17 protein-coding genes are annotated in these 24,781 nt (G+C 34.0%); 5 read left to right on the plus strand and 12 right to left on the minus strand.

All coding sequences use genetic code 11. The features are described from left to right. Positions 1 to 16: 16 nt before the first annotated feature. The 4 genes from nrdD to trxA form a co-directional block, all read right to left on the minus strand. Positions 17 to 2,152 (minus strand): anaerobic ribonucleoside-triphosphate reductase, encoded by a 2,136-nt coding sequence (nrdD, locus tag AC5LW9_RS13655; protein WP_086326909.1) that lies wholly within the window; start codon positions 2,150 to 2,152, stop codon positions 17 to 19. A gap of 384 nt (positions 2,153 to 2,536) precedes the next feature. Further along, positions 2,537 to 3,952, minus strand: a complete 1,416-nt coding sequence (gene gnd / locus AC5LW9_RS13660; RefSeq protein WP_493456071.1) for an NADP-dependent phosphogluconate dehydrogenase — start codon at positions 3,950 to 3,952, stop codon at positions 2,537 to 2,539. A 174-nt stretch (positions 3,953 to 4,126) separates the two neighbouring features. Beyond that, the gene (rho, locus tag AC5LW9_RS13665; protein WP_065565045.1) at positions 4,127 to 5,389 is read right to left on the minus strand and encodes a transcription termination factor Rho; all 1,263 of its coding nucleotides are present in this window, start codon (positions 5,387 to 5,389) and stop codon (positions 4,127 to 4,129) included. A 348-nt stretch (positions 5,390 to 5,737) separates the two neighbouring features. Then, positions 5,738 to 6,064: a thioredoxin TrxA gene (trxA, locus tag AC5LW9_RS13670; RefSeq protein ID WP_198227500.1), complete on the minus strand. Its 327-nt coding sequence runs from the start codon at positions 6,062 to 6,064 to the stop codon at positions 5,738 to 5,740. 154 nt (positions 6,065 to 6,218) lie between these two features. Between trxA and rhlB the strand changes: the two genes are divergently transcribed. After that, positions 6,219 to 7,448 (plus strand): ATP-dependent RNA helicase RhlB, encoded by a 1,230-nt coding sequence (gene rhlB / locus AC5LW9_RS13675; protein WP_198227502.1) that lies wholly within the window; start codon positions 6,219 to 6,221, stop codon positions 7,446 to 7,448. 107 nt (positions 7,449 to 7,555) lie between these two features. Here the strand turns inward: rhlB and AC5LW9_RS13680 are convergent, their stop codons facing one another. Beyond that, entirely contained in the window at positions 7,556 to 8,170 is a 615-nt protein-coding gene (locus AC5LW9_RS13680; protein ID WP_198227504.1) for a TfoX/Sxy family protein, read from the minus strand. Positions 8,171 to 8,490: 320 nt separating this feature from the next. On the opposite strand from AC5LW9_RS13680, the gene AC5LW9_RS13685 reads away from it, so the two are divergent. After that, complete coding sequence (locus tag AC5LW9_RS13685) at positions 8,491 to 9,132, plus strand: hypothetical protein (RefSeq protein ID WP_198227506.1); 642 nt, start codon at positions 8,491 to 8,493, stop codon at positions 9,130 to 9,132. Between the two features lie 6 nt (positions 9,133 to 9,138). Here the strand turns inward: AC5LW9_RS13685 and glnB are convergent, their stop codons facing one another. Beyond that, positions 9,139 to 9,477 (minus strand): nitrogen regulatory protein P-II, encoded by a 339-nt coding sequence (gene glnB / locus AC5LW9_RS13690; RefSeq protein WP_039126013.1) that lies wholly within the window; start codon positions 9,475 to 9,477, stop codon positions 9,139 to 9,141. 24 nt (positions 9,478 to 9,501) lie between these two features. Beyond that, on the minus strand, positions 9,502 to 11,106 hold the full coding sequence (locus AC5LW9_RS13695) for an NAD+ synthase (protein ID WP_493456072.1): 1,605 nt from the start codon (positions 11,104 to 11,106) through the stop codon (positions 9,502 to 9,504). A 120-nt stretch (positions 11,107 to 11,226) separates the two neighbouring features. Between AC5LW9_RS13695 and aroB the strand changes: the two genes are divergently transcribed. Next, the gene (gene aroB / locus AC5LW9_RS13700; RefSeq protein WP_493456073.1) at positions 11,227 to 12,306 is read left to right on the plus strand and encodes a 3-dehydroquinate synthase; all 1,080 of its coding nucleotides are present in this window, start codon (positions 11,227 to 11,229) and stop codon (positions 12,304 to 12,306) included. A 94-nt stretch (positions 12,307 to 12,400) separates the two neighbouring features. Here the strand turns inward: aroB and AC5LW9_RS13705 are convergent, their stop codons facing one another. From AC5LW9_RS13705 to AC5LW9_RS13715, 3 genes are read right to left on the minus strand one after another with little or no spacing between them, the layout of a single operon-like run. Beyond that, positions 12,401 to 13,621 carry an L-lactate MFS transporter gene (locus tag AC5LW9_RS13705; protein ID WP_493456074.1) on the minus strand — a complete coding sequence of 407 codons (1,221 nt, stop codon included), beginning with the start codon at positions 13,619 to 13,621 and terminating at the stop codon, positions 12,401 to 12,403. Then, the gene (locus AC5LW9_RS13710; RefSeq protein ID WP_493456075.1) at positions 13,596 to 16,061 is read right to left on the minus strand and encodes a flavocytochrome c; all 2,466 of its coding nucleotides are present in this window, start codon (positions 16,059 to 16,061) and stop codon (positions 13,596 to 13,598) included. Before AC5LW9_RS13710 ends, AC5LW9_RS13705 begins: the two co-directional genes overlap by 26 nt. Beyond that, positions 16,061 to 16,684 (minus strand): NADPH-dependent FMN reductase, encoded by a 624-nt coding sequence (locus AC5LW9_RS13715; protein WP_198227517.1) that lies wholly within the window; start codon positions 16,682 to 16,684, stop codon positions 16,061 to 16,063. Before AC5LW9_RS13715 ends, AC5LW9_RS13710 begins: the two co-directional genes overlap by 1 nt. 245 nt (positions 16,685 to 16,929) lie before the next feature. On the opposite strand from AC5LW9_RS13715, the gene AC5LW9_RS13720 reads away from it, so the two are divergent. Continuing rightward, positions 16,930 to 17,874, plus strand: a complete 945-nt coding sequence (locus AC5LW9_RS13720) for a LysR family transcriptional regulator (protein WP_493456076.1) — start codon at positions 16,930 to 16,932, stop codon at positions 17,872 to 17,874. A 24-nt stretch (positions 17,875 to 17,898) separates the two neighbouring features. Here the strand turns inward: AC5LW9_RS13720 and AC5LW9_RS13725 are convergent, their stop codons facing one another. Then, positions 17,899 to 18,822, minus strand: coding sequence for an FAD:protein FMN transferase (locus AC5LW9_RS13725; RefSeq protein ID WP_493456077.1), 924 nt, complete (start codon positions 18,820 to 18,822; stop codon positions 17,899 to 17,901). Between the two features lie 326 nt (positions 18,823 to 19,148). On the opposite strand from AC5LW9_RS13725, the gene AC5LW9_RS13730 reads away from it, so the two are divergent. Further along, positions 19,149 to 20,234, plus strand: coding sequence for a 3-deoxy-7-phosphoheptulonate synthase (locus AC5LW9_RS13730; protein WP_198236452.1), 1,086 nt, complete (start codon positions 19,149 to 19,151; stop codon positions 20,232 to 20,234). Positions 20,235 to 20,295: 61 nt separating this feature from the next. Here AC5LW9_RS13730 and purL read toward each other — a convergent pair whose 3' ends face one another. Further along, entirely contained in the window at positions 20,296 to 24,198 is a 3,903-nt protein-coding gene (purL, locus tag AC5LW9_RS13735) for a phosphoribosylformylglycinamidine synthase (protein WP_493456078.1), read from the minus strand. Positions 24,199 to 24,781 lie beyond the last annotated feature (583 nt).

The raw sequence follows: 24,781 nt of genomic DNA on the forward strand, positions 1-24,781 counted from the left end.
TTTTTTAAAACAATGATTAACCAATTTGACCATTATTTAAATGTTTAACTCGACGTTTGACTTCTTCTTGTTTTCCAGCATTAAATGGACGGGCATCAGGACTACCTAAGTAACCACAAACACGACGAGTTACTGAGACTTTAGATGAATCATGATTACCACAACTTGGGCAAACAAAGCCTTTACTGGTGCAAGAAAATTCACCCGTATAACCACATTCATAACACTCATCAATAGGTGTATTAGTACCATAGTAAGGTACTCGGCTATAGCTATAGTCCCAAACATCTTCTAATGCTTTAATATTATTTATCATATTAGGATATTCTCCATAACAGATAAATCCGCCATTTGCTACTGGTGGATAAGCTTTCTCAAACTCAATTTTTTCGTATGGATTAACTTTTTTCTCAACATCAAGATGAAAACTGTTTGTATAATAACCTTTATCAGTGACACCAGAAATGATGCCAAACTCAGCAGTATCAAGTCTACAGAAACGATCACACAAATTTTCGCTTGGCGTACTGTACAAGCTAAAACCATAACCAGTCTCATCTTTCCATTGTTCTACTGCTTTACGTAAATGTTCAACAATGGCAATACCTTTTTGACGTAAAGTTTCATTATCAAATGGATGAGTTTGATTACCATAAAGTGCATTTAGAGTTTCATGAATACCGATATAGCCTAATGAAATAGAAGCACGACCATTTTTGAATATTTCAGACACGCTATCATCTTCTTTTAGTCGCACACCACAAGCGCCTTCCATATATAAAATAGGTGCAACACGGGCTTTAACCCCTTCTAAACGAGCAATACGTGTCATTAAGGCCTTTTTGCATAGAGCTAAACGGTTATCTAAAATTTTCCAAAACTGCGATTCATCGCCATGCGCTTCAATTGCAATACGTGGAAGATTTAAACTAATTACGCCTAAATTATTACGACCGTCATGAATTTTATGACCATCTTCTTCATAAACACCTAAAAAGCTTCGACATCCCATTGGCGTTTTGAATGAACCAGTAACTTCAACGACTTTATCGTAATTTAATATATCTGGGTACATACGTTTGCTTGCACACTCTAATGCAAGTTGCTTAATATCATAATTTACATCGTTTGGTTTATGATTAATTCCATCTTTAATTGCAAAAACTAATTTTGGAAAAACAGCGGTTTTATGATTTTTACCTAAACCTTTTATACGAACTTTAAGAATTGACTCTTGAATTAAGCGTGACTCCCAGCTTGTCCCTAGACCAAAGCCAAAAGTAACAAATGGAGTTTGACCATTAGCAGTATGTAAAGTATTAACCTCATATTCTAAAGATTGAAAAGCATCATAACACTCTTTTTGAGTACGACTTTCAGCATAAGCTTCTGGATTTGAAATATTCCATTCTTCTGCTACTTGTTTATGTTTTTGATAACTGATAGTGACAAATTTAGCTAAAATTTCATCAATACGATTTATAGTTGTTCCACCATAAATATGACTAGCAACTTGAGCAATAATTTGCGCTGTTACTGCCGTAGCCGTTGCAATTGATTTTGGCGGTTCAATTTCAGCATTACCCATTTTGAAGCCATTTGTTAACATACCATCTAAATCGATTAGCATACAGTTAAACATCGGGAAAAATGGTGCATAATCGAGATCATGATAATGAATTTCACCACAATCATGGGCTCGTGAAATTTCTTTAGGTAATAGATATTGTTTAGCGTAATGCTTTGCCACAATCCCCGCAAGCAAGTCTCGTTGCGTAGGAATAACTTTACTATCTTTATTAGCATTTTCATTTAAGATTGCAACATTACTTTGTTCAATTAAACCACGAATATCCTGAGTTAATCGACTGCGTTGTTCACGTTCTCGATCGCGATCATGTCTATACTCAATATAGGTTCTTGCTAACTTTTTATAAGGGCCTGACATCAGCTGATTTTCAACTGCGTTTTGAATTTCGTTAATATCGACACTCTCACGCTCAGCCATTTGCTTAGTAATCTCTTGGGCAACAGCAGCACAATAATCTGGATCATTAACATTAGCAGCAACTGCTGCCTTAACGATAGCATCTCTGATTCGACCTTCATTAAATGAGGTCTGGCAACCATCACGTTTAATTACTACAGGCATATATACTCCTCAACATTCATTAATAAATAGTAGTTAGCATAGGATTTATATCAATATTAATACTCATGTTAATTGTAATGATTAAAACAATTGATTTTTTTATTAGAATATTAGACGTTATTTGATATAGACCGGAATTTTCACATTGCTTAGATGATACTACATATAGTAAATATAATTGAATTATACACCATATATTGTGTTTTTCCAGATTTTTTAGTAAATAAAATTACTTGACAAAGCAAAGATCAAGCACCACAAGTCTTTTTATAGGTAGCTTAAAAAATTTGAATGAGTTTATTGGATGATAAGAAAACAATTCTTATAAGAGTGTAAGGTAATCTTACACTCTTTTAAAAAAATTATTGCTTACATTAAAAATAATTATGACTCAATGTTTAACCAATCAGTATGGAAAACACCCTCTTTATCGATACGTTGATAAGTATGAGCACCAAAATAATCTCGCTGTGCTTGAATTAAATTAGCTGGTAATACAACAGAACGATAACTATCATAATAAGCTATAGCTGCCGAAAGCGTTGGCACCGCAATACCTTGTTGGATAGCTAACGAGACTACATCACGCAATGACTGTTGATAAACTTCGACAGTTTGATTGAAATAAGGTGCTAATAACAAATTATCAATCTCATTATTATCTGCATAGGCATCTGTAATTTTTTGCAAGAATTGTGCACGAATAATACATCCAGCCCTAAAGATTTTGGCTATTTCTCCATAATTTAAATCCCATTGATATTTATGAGAAGCAGCTTTTAACTGTGCAAACCCTTGTGCATAGGAGATAATTTTACCCATATACAGTGCTTTACGCACTTTTTCTATCAACTCTTTCTTGTCACCAGCATAAGGATTCTGTTTAGGACCTTTTAATACTTTCGATGCAGCCACACGTTGATCTTTAATTGCAGAAAGATAACGAGCAAATACCGATTCAGTTATCAATGATAAAGGTTCTCCAAGATCTAAAGCACTTTGACTTGTCCATTTACCTGTACCTTTATTACCTGCAGCATCTAAAATCACATCAACAAGATAATTGCCTTCTTCATCTTTAAATTTAAAAATATCAGCCGTAATCTCAATTAAATAGCTATTTAATTCACCCTTATTCCAATCAGAAAAAACATTAGCTAATTCATCATTGGTTAGGCCTACAACATGTTTTAAAACTGAATAACTTTCAGCTATAAGCTGCATATCACCGTATTCAATCCCATTATGCGCCATTTTGACATAATGACCCGCACCATTTGGACCAATATAAGCAACACATGGTTCACCATTAGCTTTAGCGGCTATTTTTTCTAAAATAGGTGCAACTAATGCATATGCTTCTTTTTGACCTCCAGGCATAATTGAAGGACCTTTTAATGCACCTTCTTCACCACCAGAAACACCGGCCCCAATAAAGTTAAAACCTTCTTCGGAAAGCATTTTATTTCGGCGAATGGTATCTTCAAAATACGCATTTCCGCCATCAATAATAATATCACCTTTATCTAATAGTGGACGTAACTCATTAATAACGGCATCTGTTCCTTTACCGGCTTGAACCATAATAAGGATACGGCGAGGTTTTTCTAATGAATTTACAAAATCTTCAATAGTGAAGTAAGGAACCAATTGCTTATCAGAATGCTCCGCCATTACTTGTTCTGTTTTATCTTTAGAACGATTATAGATAGCAACAGAAAATCCACGACTTTCAATATTGAGAGCAAGATTGCGCCCCATAACTGCCATTCCAATAACACCGATTTGTTGTTTAGACATGATTTGGCTCCTATATTAAATCTATATATAACCTTAAACACTAAGGCTTTTTAACAATACCTAAAACTTATTTAAGTTTTTTAAATTACGTTATATTTTTCCACAAAAAAACCGTATCAGATATAATACGGCTTTTTTAGCAACTTTAATGATATTTAGTATTCATTACGCAAATCATGAACGCTTCATCATTTCAAAAAACTCATCATTCGTTTTAGTCATGGCAAGTTTATCAATTAAAAATTCCATCGCGTCGATTTCACCCATTGGGTTAAGAATTTTGCGCAAAATCCACATTTTCTGTAATTCATCTGGTGAAGTCATTAAATCTTCTTTACGTGTGCCAGAACGATTAAAGTCAATTGCAGGGAATACACGTCGCTCTGCAATTTTACGAGATAAATGTACCTCCATATTACCAGTACCTTTAAACTCTTCGTAAATAACTTCATCCATTTTTGAACCAGTATCAATCAGTGCAGTTGCAATAATAGTTAAACTACCACCTTCTTCTACATTACGCGCAGCACCAAAAAAACGTTTTGGACGATGTAATGCATTTGCATCTACACCACCAGTTAATACTTTACCTGATGATGGAACAACCGTATTATAGGCTCGAGCTAAGCGGGTAATCGAATCGAGCAAAATAATAACATCTTTTTTATGTTCTACTAAACGTTTAGCCCGTTCAATAACCATTTCAGCAACCTGAACATGCCTTGCAGCAGGCTCATCAAAAGTTGATGCAACTACTTCACCTTTTACTAAACGTTGCATTTCAGTGACTTCTTCTGGACGTTCATCAATCATCAATACCACAAGTTCACACTCAGGGTGGTTTACAGCCAAACTTTGTGCAATATTTTGTAGAAGCATGGTTTTACCAGCTTTCGGAGGTGCGACAATCAAACCACGTTGACCTTTACCAATCGGTGAAGCTAAATCAAGTACTCTAGCAGTAATATCTTCAGTAGAACCATTACCGCGTTCCATACGTAATCGAGAGTTTGGATGAAGTGGGGTTAAGTTTTCAAAGAGGATTTTATTGCGAGCATCTTCAGGTTTATCATGATTAACTTCGTTAACTTTAAGTAAAGCAAAATAACGTTCGCCTTCTTTTGGTGGTCTGATTTTACCAGCAATTGTATCACCTGTTCTTAAATTAAATCGCCTAATTTGGCTTGGTGATACATAAATATCGTCAGGTCCAGCTAAATATGAACTATCGGCAGAACGTAAGAAACCAAACCCATCTTGCAAAATTTCAAGTACGCCATCGCCAAAAATATCTTCACCGCTTTTAGCATGCTGCTTTAAAATTGCAAAAATAATGTCTTGTTTTCTAAGACGAGCAAGATTTTCAAGACCCATTGTTTTTTCGCCAAGCGTTACAAGCTCGGAGACAGAAGTGTTTTTTAATTCAGTTAAATTCATAATTTTAAAAATTCTTGAGGATAAAATTGATATGTTTGCAATTACCGCTATTTATTTTTTGTATATTTTTTAATTTACTTATAAAAACCTCTTTCTGGCAATAAACAAACGCAATCAATTATTAATTTCTTATGATAATATGCGTTTAGATATAAACTGTTTACCCACTTAATCAATAAAAACAATGGATTGCAGAAAGGAGTTCTTGTAAGAGGTTAGCAATGTACACTAAAAAAGGTACTATGTCTATACTTAATTATACTTTATGTACAGAGATGTATTTATTTAAAATAAAAAATAAGAGTAATTTTCATTACTCTTATTATTTGTAATAACTATTTAACACAATTAAAGTTGCTCATCAATAAAGCTTTTAAGCTGTGCTTTAGATAAGGCTCCAACTTGTGTTGCAACAACTTTACCATGTTTGAAAATCAATAATGTAGGGATTCCACGTATATTAAATTTAGGGGCTATTTTAGGATTTTCCTCAATATTTACTTTAGCAAAGATCACTTTATTACCATATTCTTGTGCAACCTCTTCTAAAATTGGTGCTATCATTTTACAAGGTCCACACCATTCGGCCCAGAAATCAACCAATACTGGTTTTTCAGCATCATTGATTTGTTTGTCAAATGTCGCTTCAGAAAGTGAAACAATATTATTACTCATTTGTTTATCCCCCAATAAATATTTATATTTATAATATTAATAAATTTTCTGTTTTTCCACTAGTAATTAGTATAATAGGACATAATTATTAGTGATGTCTGTATGACTAATATGCTATAATTCTTAAACTTTGATAATTACATTTGAAACCACAATGATTCCATCTTATCTTACCAAAACAACTTTTAGTCAATTTCCATTGCATCCTCTAGTGATAAAAGCACTTGATAAGAAAGGCTTTACTTATTGTACGCCAATTCAAGAACAAACATTACCGTTAACAACAAATGGAGTTGATATAGCTGGGCAAGGACAGACAGGAACAGGTAAAACCATTGCTTTTTTGGCCTCAACGTTTAATCATTTATTAAATCATGAACCGTTACCGGATCATAAAGCAAACCAACCTAGAGCAATCATTATAGCCCCAACTCGAGAGCTTGTGGTACAAATTTATCACGATGCAGAAGTATTATCTGAAGAAACAGGTCTTAAATTAGGATTAGCTTTTGGCGGTGATGGCTATGATAAACAATTAAAAATGTTATCAGCTGGCGTAGATATTTTAATTGCTACCACAGGGCGATTAATCGACTATGCCAAACAAAATTATATAAATTTAGAAGCAATTCAGGTTGCCGTTTTGGATGAAGCCGATCGTATGTTTGACTTAGGTTTTATACGCGATGTTCGCTGGATTTTTAAACACATGTCTCCCCCTTCAAAACGATTGACCATGTTATTTTCAGCAACATTAACACATAATGTACGTGAATTAGCTTTTGAGCATATGAATAATCCACAATATGTTGAGGTTGAGCCTGAGCAAAAAATTGGTCACCGTATCAAAGAAGAGCTATTTTTTCCATCCAATGAAGATAAACTTGCCCTACTACAAACACTTATTGAAGAAGAATGGCCCGATCGCTGCATCGTATTTGCTAACACTAAAGTGGCCTGTGAAAAAATATGGCGACATTTAATTGCAGATGGTCATCGTGTAGGGCTATTAACCGGCGATATTGCTCAGAAAAAACGTTTGTCAATTTTAGAACAGTTTACTCGTGGCGATCTAGATATTTTAGTCGCAACGGATGTTGCCGCACGTGGTTTACATATTCCTGATGTTACCCATGTTTTTAATTATGATCTGCCGGATGATTGTGATGACTATCGTCATAGAATTGGAAGAACTGGACGTGCAGGGGCTGAAGGTTACTCAATTTCACTTGCTTGTGAACGTTATTCTCAAAATTTACCGGCAATTGAAAAAGCAATTAATCATACCATTCCCGTTAGTCAATATGATCCATCTGCATTATTAGTTGATTTACCCTCACCAAAAACTTTTAAACGCGCACCTCGTAGAAGGTCATCTACATAACACAATAATATATAATTTACATATATTAATATAATCAAATACAGTTATCTTAAAATATTAACCATAATTAAGATAACTGTTAACAAAATTAATTAACAATTAAATCATTAATTTTCTTCTTTGTCTTTTAAAAAATCTTCATATGCTAATTCAATCTGTTTTTTAGTTGCATTAGATAATGATGCAACATGACGATGATTCAATGAGCCATATAAAATAAATAAAACATTATTTGAAATACGAGAATTTTTATTTTTCATCCTGTGATATGCTTCTAAATATCCTACTTTATAAAATATTTCTATATTGGTAATACCAACACTAAATAGTAATTTTTCTAATGATAGTGTTATATTAGGGAGTGTTTTAATTCGCTGCTTTTTTAACTTGAGTTTCTCATCTTGTTCTAACTGAGCATATTTAATAACCATTTTAACCATGGAATGAAATGTTTGTGAATCCTCAAATAATTCATCACTTACCTTGTAATAATCTAACGATTTTGTCGAAATACCTGAAGGTAGGGTTAAAGTTGTCATACCTAACTCGATAAAAACAGATCGATAATGAGAATGACCTCTTAAATAAAACTCCTGTTCGCCAATCCAACCGAACATTACTCCTTTGCTATTAATACTAAATCCCCCAAAAAAAGTTTTGATTGAAATATCATCAAAGGAAGATAAATCCTTAAGGATTTTATTTGTAAATGTTGAACTCATAATTTATCTCTACTTAACTTAATTAATTGAATAACATAATTAACTTACTACTTAAATTAAGTTATAGTAAATAATTTAATAATTAAACTATTTTTTTTAATAAATTCATATTTTTGAGATCTATCTTCCATAAATAGACATAAATGAGATTAATACTTGATAAAATATATTTTTATATTTCTAATATTCGTTTCTAAAATAAAACTAATTATAAATAAACAAATCTTAATAATTCTTTAAAAAGAAAAGATGCTTTAACATTGTTATTATGTTGTAAAAATTATACAATCAACGTACTAAGAATTATATGGTTTCAATCATTGTCAATTCACATTAACATGGTCAAAATTGCTGTTATTTTGTTTTTTTTGTTGTGTTCATCTGCTGCAACTGCAGATAAACTTGCATTAATACAATCATTGACTCTTTGTAATCCTAATTTTTTCAAAGAAGTTTATGCTAACAAAAGTGAATTGCAAAAATATACAAATATCCAAACCTTTGATAAGAATAAAGCTTATATTTCTGTCGAAAATCGTACAGATACCAATAAAAACTATACTTATTTCAAAATTCCTATGACTTATAAAAATTTAATAATTAAAGGTTATTACGATAGTGCCATGGATCTAGGAAAAATGGGGAAATATTATTTTTGGGGATTTATTATTGACAATGATATAAACGAAATTAAAGATACGTTGGATTTCATTGATTGGAAAAATATGGAAGACAATTTGCTTTATATTGCTAATCCAATGATTCGTAATATTAATGATGAAATACATGTATGGAATGAAAATACCGGTACAGTAGTTGGTGTAAAAACCATTCCTGCCCCGGATACAACTGAAAAGCTATTATTACTTGAAAAAGGAGCAAATATGAATCTGCTAATTTGTTCAATTCAAGGTATTGTCACAGTAGAATTACTTAAACAAGAACGCCCTGATATCAAATAAATTTAACTAAATTGCCGAGTCATCCATTTCTCCAGTACGAATACGAATAACTTGCTCGACATTATAAACAAAAATCTTCCCATCACCGATTTTGCCAGTTTGAGCAGTTTTCATAATGGTTTCGATACACGTTTCTAAAATATCGTCAGAAACTACAAGCTCAATTTTTACTTTTGGTAAAAAATCTACCATATATTCAGCGCCACGATAAAGTTCTGTATGCCCTTTTTGACGACCAAAACCCTTCACTTCAGTAACGGTCATACCCGTTATACCTTGATCGGCTAACGCTTCTCGAATATCATCTAATTTGAATGGTTTGATAATAGCTTCAATTTTTTTCATACTTATTTTTTCCTCAATTCGAGATCACCAATTTTTAAATCCAAATGCAGATGTTATTGGATAACGTCTACCTTTTCCAAAATTGCGTATTGTGATTTTTGGACCAACTGCTGATTGACGTCGTTTATACTCATTAATGTCAACCAATTTAATAACACGTCTAACTGTAATTTCATCATAACCTTGCTCAATGAGTTGTTCAACAGAAAGATCTTGTTCAACATAACCAAGCAAAATTCCATCTAAAATATCATATGGCGGTAAACTATCTTCGTCTTTCTGATCTGGAGCCAATTCAGCTGAAGGAGGACGGGTAATTACTCTTTCAGGAATAACATATGAACGGGTATTTCGATATTTTGATAATGCAAACACCATAGTTTTAGGTACATCTTTGAGCACATCAAAGCCCCCAGCCATATCTCCATAAAGCGTAGCATAACCTACTGACATCTCACTTTTATTACCAGTTGTTAATACCAGACGTCGCCTTTTATTAGATAAAGCCATTAAAATAACGCCACGACAACGTGCTTGTAAATTTTCTTCTGTAGTATCTTTTTGTGTCCCTGCGAACATAGGTTTTAAAGATGACATAAACGCGTCAAACATTGGTTCAATCGAAATAATATCAAATTCCACGCCTAATATTTCAGCTTCTTCTTTGGCATCAGCAATACTAATGTCAGCCGTATAACGAAATGGCATCATAACAGCCTGCACCTTATCTTTGCCTAGTGCATCAACCGCAATAGCTAATGTTAGCGCTGAATCAATGCCACCAGAAAGACCCAATACTGCGCCTTGAAAACCATTTTTGGTAATATAATCACGTGTTGCAAGTACCAATGCATCATATATAGACGCTAAAGGATGATTTTCTTCTTCAGCAAGGGTAGTTTGGTTAGGTACACCTAATTCAATACAAGTGACTTGTTCTACAAAAGATTTTAGTTGGCAAACAATGTCACCATATTCATTGCAAACAAAAGACCCACCATCAAAAACAAGTTCATCTTGACCACCAACTTGATTAACATAAATAATAGGTAATCGGGTTCGAATGGCATGGGCTTTGATTAAATCGTGTCGACGCTGCTGCTTTTCATAGTCATAAGGAGAAGCGTTAATAGTTATTACTAAATCTGCATTCTGGGCACTAATTTGATCGATAGGCTGATTTTGCCAAAGATCTTCACAGATTAATAATCCAATTCTTTTACCTTTAAAATCGACAATACAGCTCTGATTATCTGCGGTAAAATAACGCTTCTCATCAAAAACATCATAATTAGGTAGCTGTTGTTTGTGATATCGCGTTAATAACTTTCCTGCATAAAAAAAGGATAATGCATTATAGATATGTCCATCTTGCCAATGCGGATGACCGATAATTACAGCACAATCAGTGCTAGCCTGTTGAACTAAAGATAGCGCTCTTTCACACCGATCTTTAAAATCAGCACGATAAATTAAATCTTCTGGCGGATAACCGCAGATAGCAAGTTCCGAAAAAATAATAAGGTCATTAGATGAATGGCAATGTATTAACTCAACAATTTGTTCAGTATTACCCTCTATATCGCCAACTCGCCAATTCTTTTGTGCTAAAACAGTAGATAAAGACATATAAAATTCAAAATCACAAATAAAAATTGGCGTTAAGTTTAAATGATTCTAAGTTGCGCTGCCACTTTTTTATCGTTAACATGAAGTAATAAATTAGCTTTGACTGGATTGGAAATTATTATGCAAAAGATTTTAAATGTAGCACTCGCCAAACGTAGTTATCCTATAATTATTGGTGAAAATTTACTAAATGAATTCCACCATTTTAAACTTCAGGCAGGTCAGCGCGTGTTAATCGCTACCAATGAAACTATTGCTCCACTTTATTTACAACCATTAATTGATATGCTAGAAAAGAATGGTGTGAAAACGGATTCCATTATTGTTCCAGATGGAGAAAAATATAAAACCATGGAAACATGGAATACTATTTTAACTGCTTTGCTTGCTAATAATCATACACGTAACAGCATACTTATTGCTTTAGGTGGTGGCGTAATAGGTGATGTTGCAGGTTTTGCCGCATCGGCATACCAACGAGGAATTAAGTTTATTCAAGTGCCTACGACACTATTATCACAAGTTGATTCTTCAGTCGGTGGTAAAACAGCTATTAACCATCCATTAGGTAAAAATATGATTGGTGCCTTTTATCAACCTCAATCAGTTGTTATTGATTTAAATTGCTTAAAAACTCTACCTCAACGTGAATTTTCCGCAGGTCTGGCCGAGGTCATAAAATATGGGATTATTTTAGATGAAGATTTCTTTAATTGGTTAGAAATACATATTGAAGAGTTACTCAATCTAGATGTCAAAGCACTCAGTTACTGTATTTATCGCTGTTGCCAACTTAAAGCCCAAATAGTTGCAGCAGATGAAACTGAACAAGATATGCGCGCTATATTAAATCTAGGCCATACTTATGGGCATGCAATTGAGGCTGAACTTGGATATGGCAATTGGTTACATGGTGAAGCTATCAGTGTTGGTATACTCATGGCAGCTCAAACCGCTAAATTATTAAATAAATTAACAGATAATGATATTGATCGTATAAAAAACTTATTAATTAAAGCTAAACTTCCTGTAATAAAACCTAAACAAATGTCCATAGAGTCTTACCTTCCACATATGATGCGCGATAAAAAAGTCCTATCAGGACAATTACGCCTAGTAATACCAACTAAAATTGGACATGCTGAAATTATTGATGGAATTAAAAAAGAGATAGTATTTGAATCTATACAACAAGTTTAAATCTCTATTTTTAATAATATTAAATATTTCTGTTATAAAATAAAAGGCGTGATACATTACGCCTTTCATTTTTTATAATAAAAATAACTTAATTTTACATTTTTGTTTTTTTAATCTGTTTATAAATAAGATTTAATATTAGCCCCAAGAACACCACTGCAATTGCAATATAAAATGCTTTAGTATAATCACCATCATTATTGACTAGAATATCAGCAGTTAGTTTTGGCGCAAAAAATGCAGCTGAAGAGTAACCAACAAAGATGATGCCATAGTTTACACCTTGGTTGGCAGGACCATAATTTTCCATCACCATTGGTGGGAAAACACCCATTACGCCCCCAAAACATAAGCCAAGTGCGATTATCCCAATGGCAAATCCTGCTTGTGATGGAATAAATAAAAAAGAAATAAAAGCAAATATAATTACCGAAAAGATAATATCTAATGTTTTATTTCTTCCTAATTTATCTGATACAGTGCCCCATACTACTCGCCCAGCACAATTACTTAGTGAATATAAACTGACATAAAAAGCAGCAAGGGCAGATGTTAATCCAAACATATTTTGCCCAATACCAGAAGCATTTGAAGCAATCATCAATCCGGAAAAAGCGCCAGTACCTAACATAAAGAAAATTAGATAAAAATATGGCGTTTTTAACATCTCTTGCCAGTTTTTATTAATGATAGGTTTACTTTGTTGACTGTTTGCTTGAACCCAACCTTCAGGTTGATAATTAGCTGGTGCTACTTTGATAAAAAAACTAGCAACCATAACAACCACGATATAGGTACAACCTAAAATTTTAAATGCATACAGCACATCAAAACTTTCAATCAAATAGTTACCGATTGGTGCAGCAATAATTGCTGCACCTCCCATACCAGCAGTAATAATGCCTGACGCAAGTCCACGTTTATCTGGAAAGAATTTAATTGTATTACTTAAGCAACCTGAATAAGCTAATCCTTGTCCAAAACCACTTAATAAACCATAAGTAATATAAAGCATCAAAGGACTGGTCACATAACCACTCAAATAAAACCCAAGCCCAAACAACAAACCACCAATAACACTAGACCATTTAGCTAAACCTTTATCCGTTAAAAAACCACCTAATATCATAGGAATTGGCCCAACGGCGGAATTTATGCCAAATGCAATCATAACATCTGACATACTCCAATTTTTTGCAGTACTCAACGGTCCTGCAAAAACACTAAAGGCATAAATAGCACCAGTACAAAGTAATATTGATGTTGATGCAACTAGAATAATCCATCTGTTAACATAATTTTTCGCTTTTACCATTATTAGACTCCATTCTTAGATTTATATCCTTTAATGCAGTCTTGCCAGCAATTCGCCCGAAAGTAAAAATATCGGTTAATGAATTACCACCAAGCCTATTACCTGCATGAATACCGCCAGCGACCTCACCTGCGGCATATAAGCCTTTAATTTTTTGTCCTGATTTATCTAACACATGGGTTTGTGTATCAATCCTTAGTCCACCCATAGTATGATGAACAGCTGGTTTTCTTGGTGTAGCATAAAATGGAGGAATTTGGACTTTTAAATCAAAAACATCTTTTCCAAATTCAGGATCGTTTCCAGCATCAACATAACTATTATAATTAGTTATAGTCTGTTTGAAGACGTTTGCATCCATACCCAGTTTTTGTGCTAACTCTTCTAAAGTATTAGCACAAAATAACGTGCCAGCCGCAATTTGTTTATCAATTTTTTCTTGAGAAGTGTTATAAGCAGTTTTCTTGATTGCTTCATCAGCAATTAAATAAAATAACCCACCATTATCAATTGCAGCTTGGGTAAGTTTGTCTCGACTACCATACTCATTAACAAAACGCCTACCTTGCTTATTAACCATAATGAAGTTTTGAGGAGGAACTTGTAATCCACTAAACAACGCACCTGTTTCAGGATCAGAAACAGGCATCATTTGTGAAAAGCCCATACCAACAAGATCAGCTCCAACACTTTGACCTAAAACAATACCGTCACCAGTAATAGCAGGCGAATTAGATGTTTTAATATCATCGTCAATTTCTGTCCAATAGGTATTATATTCTTTTAACATTTTGGTATTAGCACCAAAACCACCAGAAGCTAAAATAACTGCATCAGCTTTCACAGTAACTTTTTTACCATTTAAACCACTGCCAATCACTCCTGCAACTTGTCCATTTTCAACAAATAGCTCTTTTACTGCTGTATCAGTAATGATCATACCGCCATGCTCTTCAACATATTTTTGTAACGCTGAAACATAAGCATAACCTTCACTTTTTAGTGGTTTATGACCTCTACGCCATAATGCCCCAACAGGCATTGTCACATCATGTTTATCAAATTCAACACCAATATCTTCCAACCATTTAACTGAATCTAACGCTTCATCAGTTAAAATTTTAACTAAATCGTATTGACCATAAATTACATTGCCTAACTGGTCAGTTCTTTTACCGCCAAGATAGGTTTGGATACGATGTAACAACGCAGAATCAAATAAATAACCGGTCTTATCTTTATTTTCAGCCAGATAATCATTAATTTGCTGTCTTAATATTTTAAAATCATCAAGATATTCAGAATCAATAGTCGACTCATCCATTGTGGCAATTTCTTGTAAAGTATGACTCTCACCAGCAATAGCAGCAAACGTATTTTGCCATTTAGGATTGGCCGCATTCATTGGTCCTCCCGTACGGACAGTATTACCACCGACAGCAGGGAACTTTTCAACAACTATAACTTTTTTACCTTCTTGTAAAACACTTGCTGCAGCGGATAAACCAGCACCACCAGCACCCACGACAACCACATCAGTTTCATATTGCACATCGCTATTATCAATCGCACTTGGAGCTTTTGGTCGTTTACGTAAAACATCAGGATTAGCACCAGCCATCTTAATTGCTTTAGCCACACCATCAATCACACCATTACTGGTGACGGAGGCACCTGATAAAATATCCACATTAAGAGTTTGTCCTTCAAGAATTTGTGATGGAATACGTTTAAATACCACATCAGCAATGCCTTCTGATTCACCTTCAGTATCAATATCAATTGACTCAATACGATCATTCGACAGTACAACCACCATTGGTAAATCACCGTTATGACCTGGTGCTGTAACACAATATCTTCCCGGTTCAAAAGAGATTTCCTCTGGAACATTAAGTAAGCTAACAACTTGGGTAAAGCGAATAAAACGGAAAAAACAACTATCTAAAAAATCAATAGTACGTTCTGATTTGAGATCACCTTTTTCATCAAATGCTTCATGTGCTCGTCCAAGCAAGAATTCATAGCCTGGCATAACAGTGGCATTTACACCTGGCGCATCAAGTATTTGTCTTAGATGTAATTGTGCTCTTGATGAACCTTGCACATCATAAGAAGCACCTACAATCATCACTGGTTTGCCATCAAATGGATGTAAATTAAATGATAGCCATTCAATAATACTTTTTAGTGCTGATGGAATAGAATGATTATGTTCTGGAGTAGCAATAATTACACCATCTGCTTGTATAATTTTATTATTAAAATTCTGAATAACCAGATTATTAGATTGATCATCTGTTTCATTAAACATTGGCACATCAATCAATTCTAATATTTCAATTTCAGCTTTATTAGCAAAATGTTTTTGCATAAATTGTAATAAGATACGGTTATAAGATTCCTGAGCATTTGTTCCAACAATTCCAATTAATTTCATTATAGTGCTCCTTCTTCAGCTGCTTGTTTCCAACTAAATTTCTTATTTTGTTCCGTATTAAATTTTGCTTTCTTGAGTAATTCATTAGTAAGAGTAACAAACAAAATGAATTCATCGAAACATTCATCTAATTCTTTAACTTTATCGTGGTAGATAAGATCACCATTTTCATCAAAAGCTTGGAGAGAATGCCCTAAAAGAAATTCTGAACTTGGCATAATTCGTGCTTTTAACTCTGGTGCATCTAAAATTTGCCGTAAATGTGCCTGTGCTCTTGAAGAACCTAACGAGCCATGAGAAGCCCCCACAATCATCACACATTTATTAATTAGTGGACGAGTTGTGTAAGACAACCACTCAATAGCACTTTTTAAAGCAGCAGTAATTGAATGATCATATTCTGGTGTGGCTATAATTACCCCATCAGCATCTTCAATTTTATCTGATAACTCTTTTACTGTTGAAGGTGGCGTTTTATCTTTAGGTTCATTAAATGCGGGCAACGACTTAATTTCACAGACTTCAATTTCTACTTTGTCTGCAAAATGCGCTTTCATAAAATGGAGTAATTTTCTATTAGTTGAACGATCCGAATTTGTGCCAACTATGCCAATAAATTTCACTTTAAAACCTCACTTAGTACCTTTCAGTACAAATTTTATTAATATCTAACTTTTTCAAAATAAATTCTTTAGAAATCCCGCAAAACAGTTGTATATTTAATTATTAGATTTAGTATGTTTATTTTGGGGTAATATGCTTATAAAAGTTAGTTTAGAACAGAAAAATCCATTTGTGAAATAGCTGATTAATTATAGGGTTATAAGCAATTTGTTATAACATAGTAAAACAGGAAATGAGATATAAAATGACTAAAATAAATTCATTAAATATGCTGCAATACATTGATGTTTTACTTAAACATGGCAATTTTACCAAAGCTGCAAAAAATCTTTATATTTCTCAATCATATTTAACGCAAACAATAAAAAAAGTAGAAAACCAAATTGGTATTGAAATCATTAATCGTCAAACGATTCCTTTACAATTAACAGAAGCAGGTAAAATTTATTATCAATATCTAGTTTCACTGGTGGACAAACAAGAACAATTTAAACGAAAAATCAAAAAGTACAAGGATACAAATTACACCGTAATTCAAATAGGTGTATTACCTAGTTTAGGTACATATTTACTGCCACTATTTTTGCCTGCATTTATGCAAAAATATCCAAATATAAAAATTGAATTACATGAATATACGCCAACAAGTCTTGAAGAAAAAACAGAAAATAATATGTTGGATTTTTTTATTGGACAAAATCCCGAAACAATATCACAAAACTTAATTAGTCATGCTTGTGGCAAACATTGCTATTATGCGCTAATCCCGCAAAGCTCAAAACTTTATCAAGAAAATCCTAAAATACTTGAATTTAATGATGAGTTTATAAAAAAGTTACTACAAGAAAAACTTATTTTAACAGCGCATGGCTCAGCGATTCGTCATCAGATTGAATATCTAATTCAAAAATATAAAATCGAACCCCAAATAATTCTTGAAAGTAGTAATATTTTTACACTTGTTGAGTTAGCCAAAAAAGGGATTGGCATCACTTTTATTCCAGAAAGTGTCAATATTTGTAGTAAAAAAAATGATCAAGCTTATAATTTATTACCATTGCCATTAGAACTGATTTCGCTTAATTATTTTATTGCATACTCTGCAAATAAAACTTTAAATTCAGCGGAAAAGGGACTTGTTGATATTTTTATATCATCCCTGAATCGTGAAGCGATGTCATTTAACTAATACCAATTTAATTTGTAAAATACTTTATTGAGTAAGCAAACCATCTGAGCAAGCAAACTTATGATTAACTGTAACAATCATTCCTTCAATGTTAGGTATTTTATTTATAGCTGATATAGCATACTGAGCACTTGCACCATAAAGCTGAGTAGTCCAAATTTCACCGCCTAGCGATTTTTTTGACACAATACTGATACTGGCTAGATCTGTTTCTACGGGGTACCCGGTTTGGCTATTAAAAATATGATGATAGGTTTTGCCATTATAATTAAATGTTCGTTCATAGATACCTGATGTTACTACTGACTGATTTTTAATTTTTAGCGCAGTGATAACATTTCCTCTCGGTTGAAAAGGATTCTGAATACCAACTCGCCAGTATCCATCATCATGAAAAGGACAATCACCAAAAGTTAGAACATTTCCGCCTAAATTAATAAATGCTGCTTTGGCATTTTGTTGTTTAAAAAACTCAATGATTTTATCAGCAAAAAAACCTTTAGCTAATGCACCTAAATCAATAGCCATTCCCGATTGAGCAAGAAAGACTGAATTATTAGATTCATCTAAAACAATGTTATTAGGATTAATAAGCTTTAATTTTTGTTGTATTTCTATATCAGAAGGATATCTAGCATCATAAAAACCAACTCGCCAAGTTTGAATTAAAGGCCCTATTGCAATATTTAAAAAACTATTATCAATAGTACTTTGGATTTTACCAATCCTAATTAATGCAAAAAGGTCTGCTGAAACTGACACAAATTTAACACCAGCATTATGATTTATCTTCATTAATTCTGATTTAGGATTATTGGCACTAAAACGGCGCTCATAATCTATCAACCGCCTTTCAGCTTCATTTAATAACACTTCTGCATTATCGTCCAACAACCATATTTCAATTATAGTCCCCATTATATGAATATATCGTCTTTGTTGATGCATTGCTTATTGTTCCTAAATTAACAATTTTACACATTACAACTATTTGTTAACAAAAACCAGTCGCTACTAATGTCCATTATCCATGATAAATTAAAAAGCAGATTGTTTGTAAACTTTTTATTACACCACTAACGGATAACTTATAAATTCACTAATTTATAAAAAACGCCATTATATAGCGTATAAAACATTATAAAAACATCATAATGATATAAAAATTAAAAATTCTATTTACTATTATGTAATTCTGTGTTTACATAGTGGACGTTTATGTAATTAATATTTTACATATAAAATGTTTAAAAGATTTTCATAAGGAAAGCAAAATGTTAAAAGATACTTTGAATAATGTTCGAATTAGAGATGAGCATATGTTAATCACCCCTGATGAAATAAAACAACTTTATCCACTTTCTCCAGAATTAGAAAACCAAATTGCCTCATCACGCAAAACTGTAGTTGATATTTTAGAAAGAAAAGATCCGCGATTACTTATTGTCTGTGGCCCATGTTCTATCCATGATCCTCAAGCAGCCATTGAATATGCACATAAATTAAAAAAATTATCTGACGAAGTCAGTAATGATTTATTTATTGTTATGCGTGTTTACTTTGAAAAACCTAGAACAACTGTTGGTTGGAAAGGTATGATAAACGATCCACATATGGATAGTTCATTTGATATTGAGCATGGACTGAAAAAAGCCCGTAAATTATTACTTGATATCACTAAAATTGGTTTACCTATCGCTACCGAAGCATTGGATCCAAACACACCACAATACATTGCCGATTTAATTAGCTGGTCTGCCATAGGTGCAAGAACCACAGAATCACAAACCCATCGTGAAATGGCATCAGGTTTATCCATGCCAGTCGGTTTTAAAAATGGTACAGATGGTAATTTAGATGTCGCAATTAATGCCATGAAGTCAGCTTCTATGCCTCACCGCTTTGTAGGTATCAACCAGCAAGGTCAAGTGACGGTTTTACAAACTGTCGGTAATTCGCATGGACATGTGATCTTACGTGGGGGTAAAGCTCCAAATTATGATGCTGAAAATGTCGCACTATGTGAAATACAGATGAAAAAAGCAGGGTTGTTACCAAATTTAATGATCGACTGTAGTCATGCCAATTCTAATAAGGATTACCGTAACCAACCAATTGTTGCCGATTCAATTATTGAGCAAATCAAACATGGCAATAACTCAATTATTGGAGTGATGATTGAAAGTAATTTGGTTGAAGGTAATCAATCTTCTGAGCAACCAAAAGAAAACTTTAAATATGGAGTATCCGTGACCGATGCTTGTATCAGCTGGAATGAAACAGAAACATTACTTCGAAAAATGGCAAGTACGTTATCACAACCACTTGTAGCAAGACAAACACAAGATGCTAGTGTTTAATGTAACCATTTTCACTTAACAAAAAAACCGCCGACAAATGTCGGCGTTTTTTTATATTACATTACCCTAACTGTTTACGTGCATTACGAAATATTCGCATCCATGGACTATCTTCTCCCCAATTATCAGGATGCCATGAATTAGTTACGGTTCTAAATACTCGTTCTGGGTGAGGCATCATAATAGTTGCACGACCATCACTTGAAGTTACCGCCGTAATACCATTTGGTGAGCCATTTGGATTAGCAGGATACTGCTGCGTTACATCGCCGAAATGGTTAATGTAACGAACAGTAATTAATCCTGATGCTTCTAAATTAGATAAATGAACATCATCACGAACTTCAACTCGCCCTTCTCCATGTGATACCGCAATTGGCATATGTGAACCCGCCATATCAGTAAACAGTAATGAAGGGCTAGATTGAATTTGAACTAAACTAAAACGTCCTTCAAATCGTTCTGATAAATTACGCACAAAACGAGGCCACAAATCAGCACCAGGAATTAGCTCTTTCAAATTCGACATCATCTGACAACCATTACAGACACCGAGTGATAAAGTATCATTGCGATGAAAGAATTGTTCAAATTCATGTCTAACTTTTTCATTAAATAAAATTGATTTAGCCCAGCCTTCTCCTGCTCCTAAAACATCACCATATGAGAAACCACCACAAGCAACAAGAGTATTAAATTGATCCAATGTCACCTGACCTGATAATAAATCAGTCATATGGACATCAATTGATTCAAAACCAGCTCGATCAAATGCCGCCGCCATTTCAACATGAGAGTTAACACCTTGTTCACGTAATATTGCAACTTTCGGTTTCACTCCTTTTGCAATATAAGGTGCGGCAATGTCTTGCGTTGGATCAAACGTAAGTCGCACATTCAAGCCCGGATCGTCCTCATTTTGTTTAGCCTGATGTTCTTGATCGGCACACACTGGATTGTCGCGTAAACGCTGCATTTGCCATGTGGTTTCAGCCCACCACGTTCTTAACATTAAACGAGATTCACTATAAACTACAGCAGCATTATTACGTATAATGAATTGCTGCCCTGCTTCAGCTTTACCTAACGTATGAATCGCATGAGAAAGCCCAAAGCGCTTAAAGCATGCTATAACCTTATCTAAATCCCTACTATGAATTTGAATAACGGCACCCAGTTCCTCATTAAATAGTGAAGCAATCACATCACTACCTAGCGTATGAATATCAACATCAATACCACAATGCCCGGCAAATGCCATTTCCGCTAAGGTAACCAATAAACCACCATCCGAACGATCATGATAAGCAATCAACATATTTTCAGCGATTAATGTTTGGATAGCTTGATAAAAAGCCGCTAATTCATTAGCATCATGAACATCAGCTGTTCTTTGCCCTAAATGACGATAAACTTGAGCTAATGCAGTTGCTCCTAATGCTTGATGACCTTTGGATAAATCAATAAGCAATAATAAATTATCTTCATCTGTACATAATTGTGGTGTGACAGTTTTACGAACATCTTCAACTCGAGCAAATGCGGAAATCACTAACGATAACGGTGAAGTAACTGTTTTTTGTTCACCATCTTGTTGCCATGTTGTTTTCATTGACATTGAATCCTTTCCAACAGGAATCGCCAACCCTAAAGCAGGACATAACTCTTCACCAATAGCTTTAACTGCTTGATACAAACCGGCATCTTCACCTGGATGACCCGCAGCAGCCATCCAGTTAGCCGAAAGCTTAATCCGTTTGATATCGCCAATGTTAGTCGCCGCGATATTGGTAATTGCTTCACCAACAGCTAATCTTGCTGATGCAGCAAAATCAAGCAGAGCAACTGGAGCGCGTTCACCAATAGACATGGCTTCACCATAATAACTGTCTAAACTAGCTGTAGTCACCGCACAATCAGCTACAGGCACTTGCCAAGGTCCAACCATTTGATCGCGTGCGACCATTCCTGTTACTGATCGGTCACCAATGGTAATTAAAAAAGTCTTTTCAGCAATAGTTGGCAAATGTAAAACCCGTTTAACAGCATCATATAAATTAATATCATCTGTTGAAAAGTTATCACCATGAGCTTGTTGAGATTTAACTTCACGTAGCATTTTTGGGGGTTTACCTAATAAAACATCTAACGGTAAATCTATCGGATTATTATTAAAATATTCATCATGTAAAACCACTGATTTATTAACTGTTGCTTCACCGATTACTGCATAAGGAGCACGCTCACGTTGGCAAAGTTCATCAAACAATTCAAGGCTTTCTGGATGTATTGCCAATACATAGCGCTCTTGTGATTCATTACACCAAATTTCTAACGGTGACATGCCTGGCTCATCACTTAATATTTTGCGCAGTTCAAACTGACCACCACAGCCACCATCACTAACTAGTTCCGGCATAGCATTAGATAGGCCACCAGCACCAACATCATGGATAAACAAAATAGGGTTTTCATCACCAAGTTGCCAGCAACGATCGATTACTTCTTGGCAACGACGTTCCATTTCAGCGTTATCACGTTGAACTGATGCAAAATCAAGATCAGCATGAGATTGCCCTGATGTCATTGAAGAGGCCGCCCCTCCTCCTAAACCGATATTCATAGCTGGTCCACCAAGAACAATTAATTTTGAGCCGATAGGGAATTCCCCTTTTTGGATATGTTCACGACGAATATTTCCCAAACCACCAGCTAGCATAATAGGTTTATGATAACCTCTAACTTCTTCACCATTAAAGCTATTTACTTTTTCCTCATAGGTACGAAAATAGCCTAACAACGCGGGACGTCCAAACTCATTATTAAATGCGGCACCACCTAAAGGACCATCCATCATAATGTCAAAAGCACTTACAATTCTGTCGGGTTTACCAAAATCTTGTTCCCATGGCTGTTCAAAATTCGGAATTCGTAAATTTGAAACAGAAAAACCAACTAATCCAGCTTTTGGTTTAGCGCCTTTTCCTGTCGCACCTTCGTCACGAATCTCCCCTCCGCTACCCGTTGCTGCGCCCGGCCAAGGGGATATTGCTGTTGGATGATTATGAGTTTCAACCTTCATTAAAATATCAGCATACTCCTGATGATAACTGTAAATTCGATTACCATAATCTGCAAAAAATCTGCCTACTTTAGAACCATCCATAACCGCAGCATTATCTTTATAAGCAGATGACACATAATCAGGTGTATTTTCAAAAGTATTTTTGATCATTTTAAACAGTGATTTAGGTTGCTTAACACCATCAATAATCCAATCTGCATTAAAAATTTTATGTCGACAATGCTCTGAGTTTGCTTGAGCAAACATATACAGCTCAATATCTGTCGGATTACGATTTAATTTTTGAAAATTTTCAACTAAATACTCAATTTCATCAGATGCTAACGCTAAACCTAACTTGATATTAGCCTCTTCTAATGCTTGACGCCCTTGACCTAATAAATCCACAACAGTTACTGGTGCTGGTTTATCGGCTTTAAATAATTGTTCTGCTTGATCAAAACTGGTTAATACGGTTTCCATCATACGATCATGAATCAACTCGGCAAATTTATCTTGCTGAGACTGCGTCAAAGGCGAACTTGTTACAACATAATAAGCAATACCCCGCTCAATACGACGAATTTGAGTTAACCCACAATTGTGAGCAATATCAGTTGCTTTTGATGACCATGGGGAAATCGTACCGGCACGAGGGGTGACTAAAAAAAGTTGTTTTTTGGTTTTACAATCTCTATCTATGTGAACAGATTTGGGACCATATTGTAATAACTTATCAAGTGTTAATTGTTGCTCAACTGTGAACTCATTAATTGAATCAATAAAATGGACAAATTGTGCTTCAAGGCTAATAACAGGAATGGATTTTTCATGACAAACAGATAGGATTTTACTAATACGAAATGCGGATAAAGCAGAAGAACCAGCTAAAATTTTCATACTAATTACTCTTTTTGAAACCAAAACAGGTAAAAAATAGAACAATAGTATAAAAGAAACTGCACATTATGGCTATCTTAAAAACAGTTTATATTGAGTTGATGAAAAAATATTAAATTACATAAATTTTTGATAAACACTGAATATAAGATAATAGAGAAATTCACAACATCATGTTTTAATTATTTTTATAAATAAACATTAACCCTACATTCTACTTCATACATATTATTTGTATTATACAGAACTAAACCCAAAGTAGTTGCAGTGCTAATCAACAAGATTTTATTTATATGTTAAATAAATTTCTACTAGACAAAGTTAGCCCCTCCTAATTTACGACAACGAAATACACCTGTTTTGCTATCAAAAAATTTTACCCAATTTACTCAATAAAAAACCATCTATCAAAGAGAAAAACAGCTTAATTTAAATGAAAATTTTTAGACAATCGAGAAAAAGAGGTTACTTTTAAAAAAGTGAAAATCGTAATCAAACATTGCAGATAATATTACTTGACCAGCTAAATAGATAGCACCCTGATAGAAACTGATATCTAAAGCACTACAAATTTAAAAAAATG

The sequence above is a fragment of the Gilliamella sp. LMG 34360 genome (assembly GCF_984568995.1).

What these genes read in the sequence shown, in the direction of transcription:
- nrdD (WP_086326909.1), bottom strand. Translation starts at nt 2,152, where the DNA reads ATGCCTGTAGTAATTAAACGTGATGGTTGCCAGACCTCATTTAATGAA.
- gnd (WP_493456071.1), bottom strand. Translation starts at nt 3,952, where the DNA reads ATGTCTAAACAACAAATCGGTGTTATTGGAATGGCAGTTATGGGGCGC.
- rho (WP_065565045.1), bottom strand. Translation starts at nt 5,389, where the DNA reads ATGAATTTAACTGAATTAAAAAACACTTCTGTCTCCGAGCTTGTAACG.
- trxA (WP_198227500.1), bottom strand. Translation starts at nt 6,064, where the DNA reads ATGAGTAATAATATTGTTTCACTTTCTGAAGCGACATTTGACAAACAA.
- rhlB (WP_198227502.1), top strand. Translation starts at nt 6,219, where the DNA reads ATGATTCCATCTTATCTTACCAAAACAACTTTTAGTCAATTTCCATTG.
- AC5LW9_RS13680 (WP_198227504.1), bottom strand. Translation starts at nt 8,170, where the DNA reads ATGAGTTCAACATTTACAAATAAAATCCTTAAGGATTTATCTTCCTTT.
- glnB (WP_039126013.1), bottom strand. Translation starts at nt 9,477, where the DNA reads ATGAAAAAAATTGAAGCTATTATCAAACCATTCAAATTAGATGATATT.
- AC5LW9_RS13695 (WP_493456072.1), bottom strand. Translation starts at nt 11,106, where the DNA reads ATGTCTTTATCTACTGTTTTAGCACAAAAGAATTGGCGAGTTGGCGAT.
- aroB (WP_493456073.1), top strand. Translation starts at nt 11,227, where the DNA reads ATGCAAAAGATTTTAAATGTAGCACTCGCCAAACGTAGTTATCCTATA.
- AC5LW9_RS13705 (WP_493456074.1), bottom strand. Translation starts at nt 13,621, where the DNA reads ATGGTAAAAGCGAAAAATTATGTTAACAGATGGATTATTCTAGTTGCA.
- AC5LW9_RS13710 (WP_493456075.1), bottom strand. Translation starts at nt 16,061, where the DNA reads ATGAAATTAATTGGAATTGTTGGAACAAATGCTCAGGAATCTTATAAC.
- AC5LW9_RS13720 (WP_493456076.1), top strand. Translation starts at nt 16,930, where the DNA reads ATGACTAAAATAAATTCATTAAATATGCTGCAATACATTGATGTTTTA.
- AC5LW9_RS13725 (WP_493456077.1), bottom strand. Translation starts at nt 18,822, where the DNA reads ATGCATCAACAAAGACGATATATTCATATAATGGGGACTATAATTGAA.
- AC5LW9_RS13730 (WP_198236452.1), top strand. Translation starts at nt 19,149, where the DNA reads ATGTTAAAAGATACTTTGAATAATGTTCGAATTAGAGATGAGCATATG.
- purL (WP_493456078.1), bottom strand. Translation starts at nt 24,198, where the DNA reads ATGAAAATTTTAGCTGGTTCTTCTGCTTTATCCGCATTTCGTATTAGT.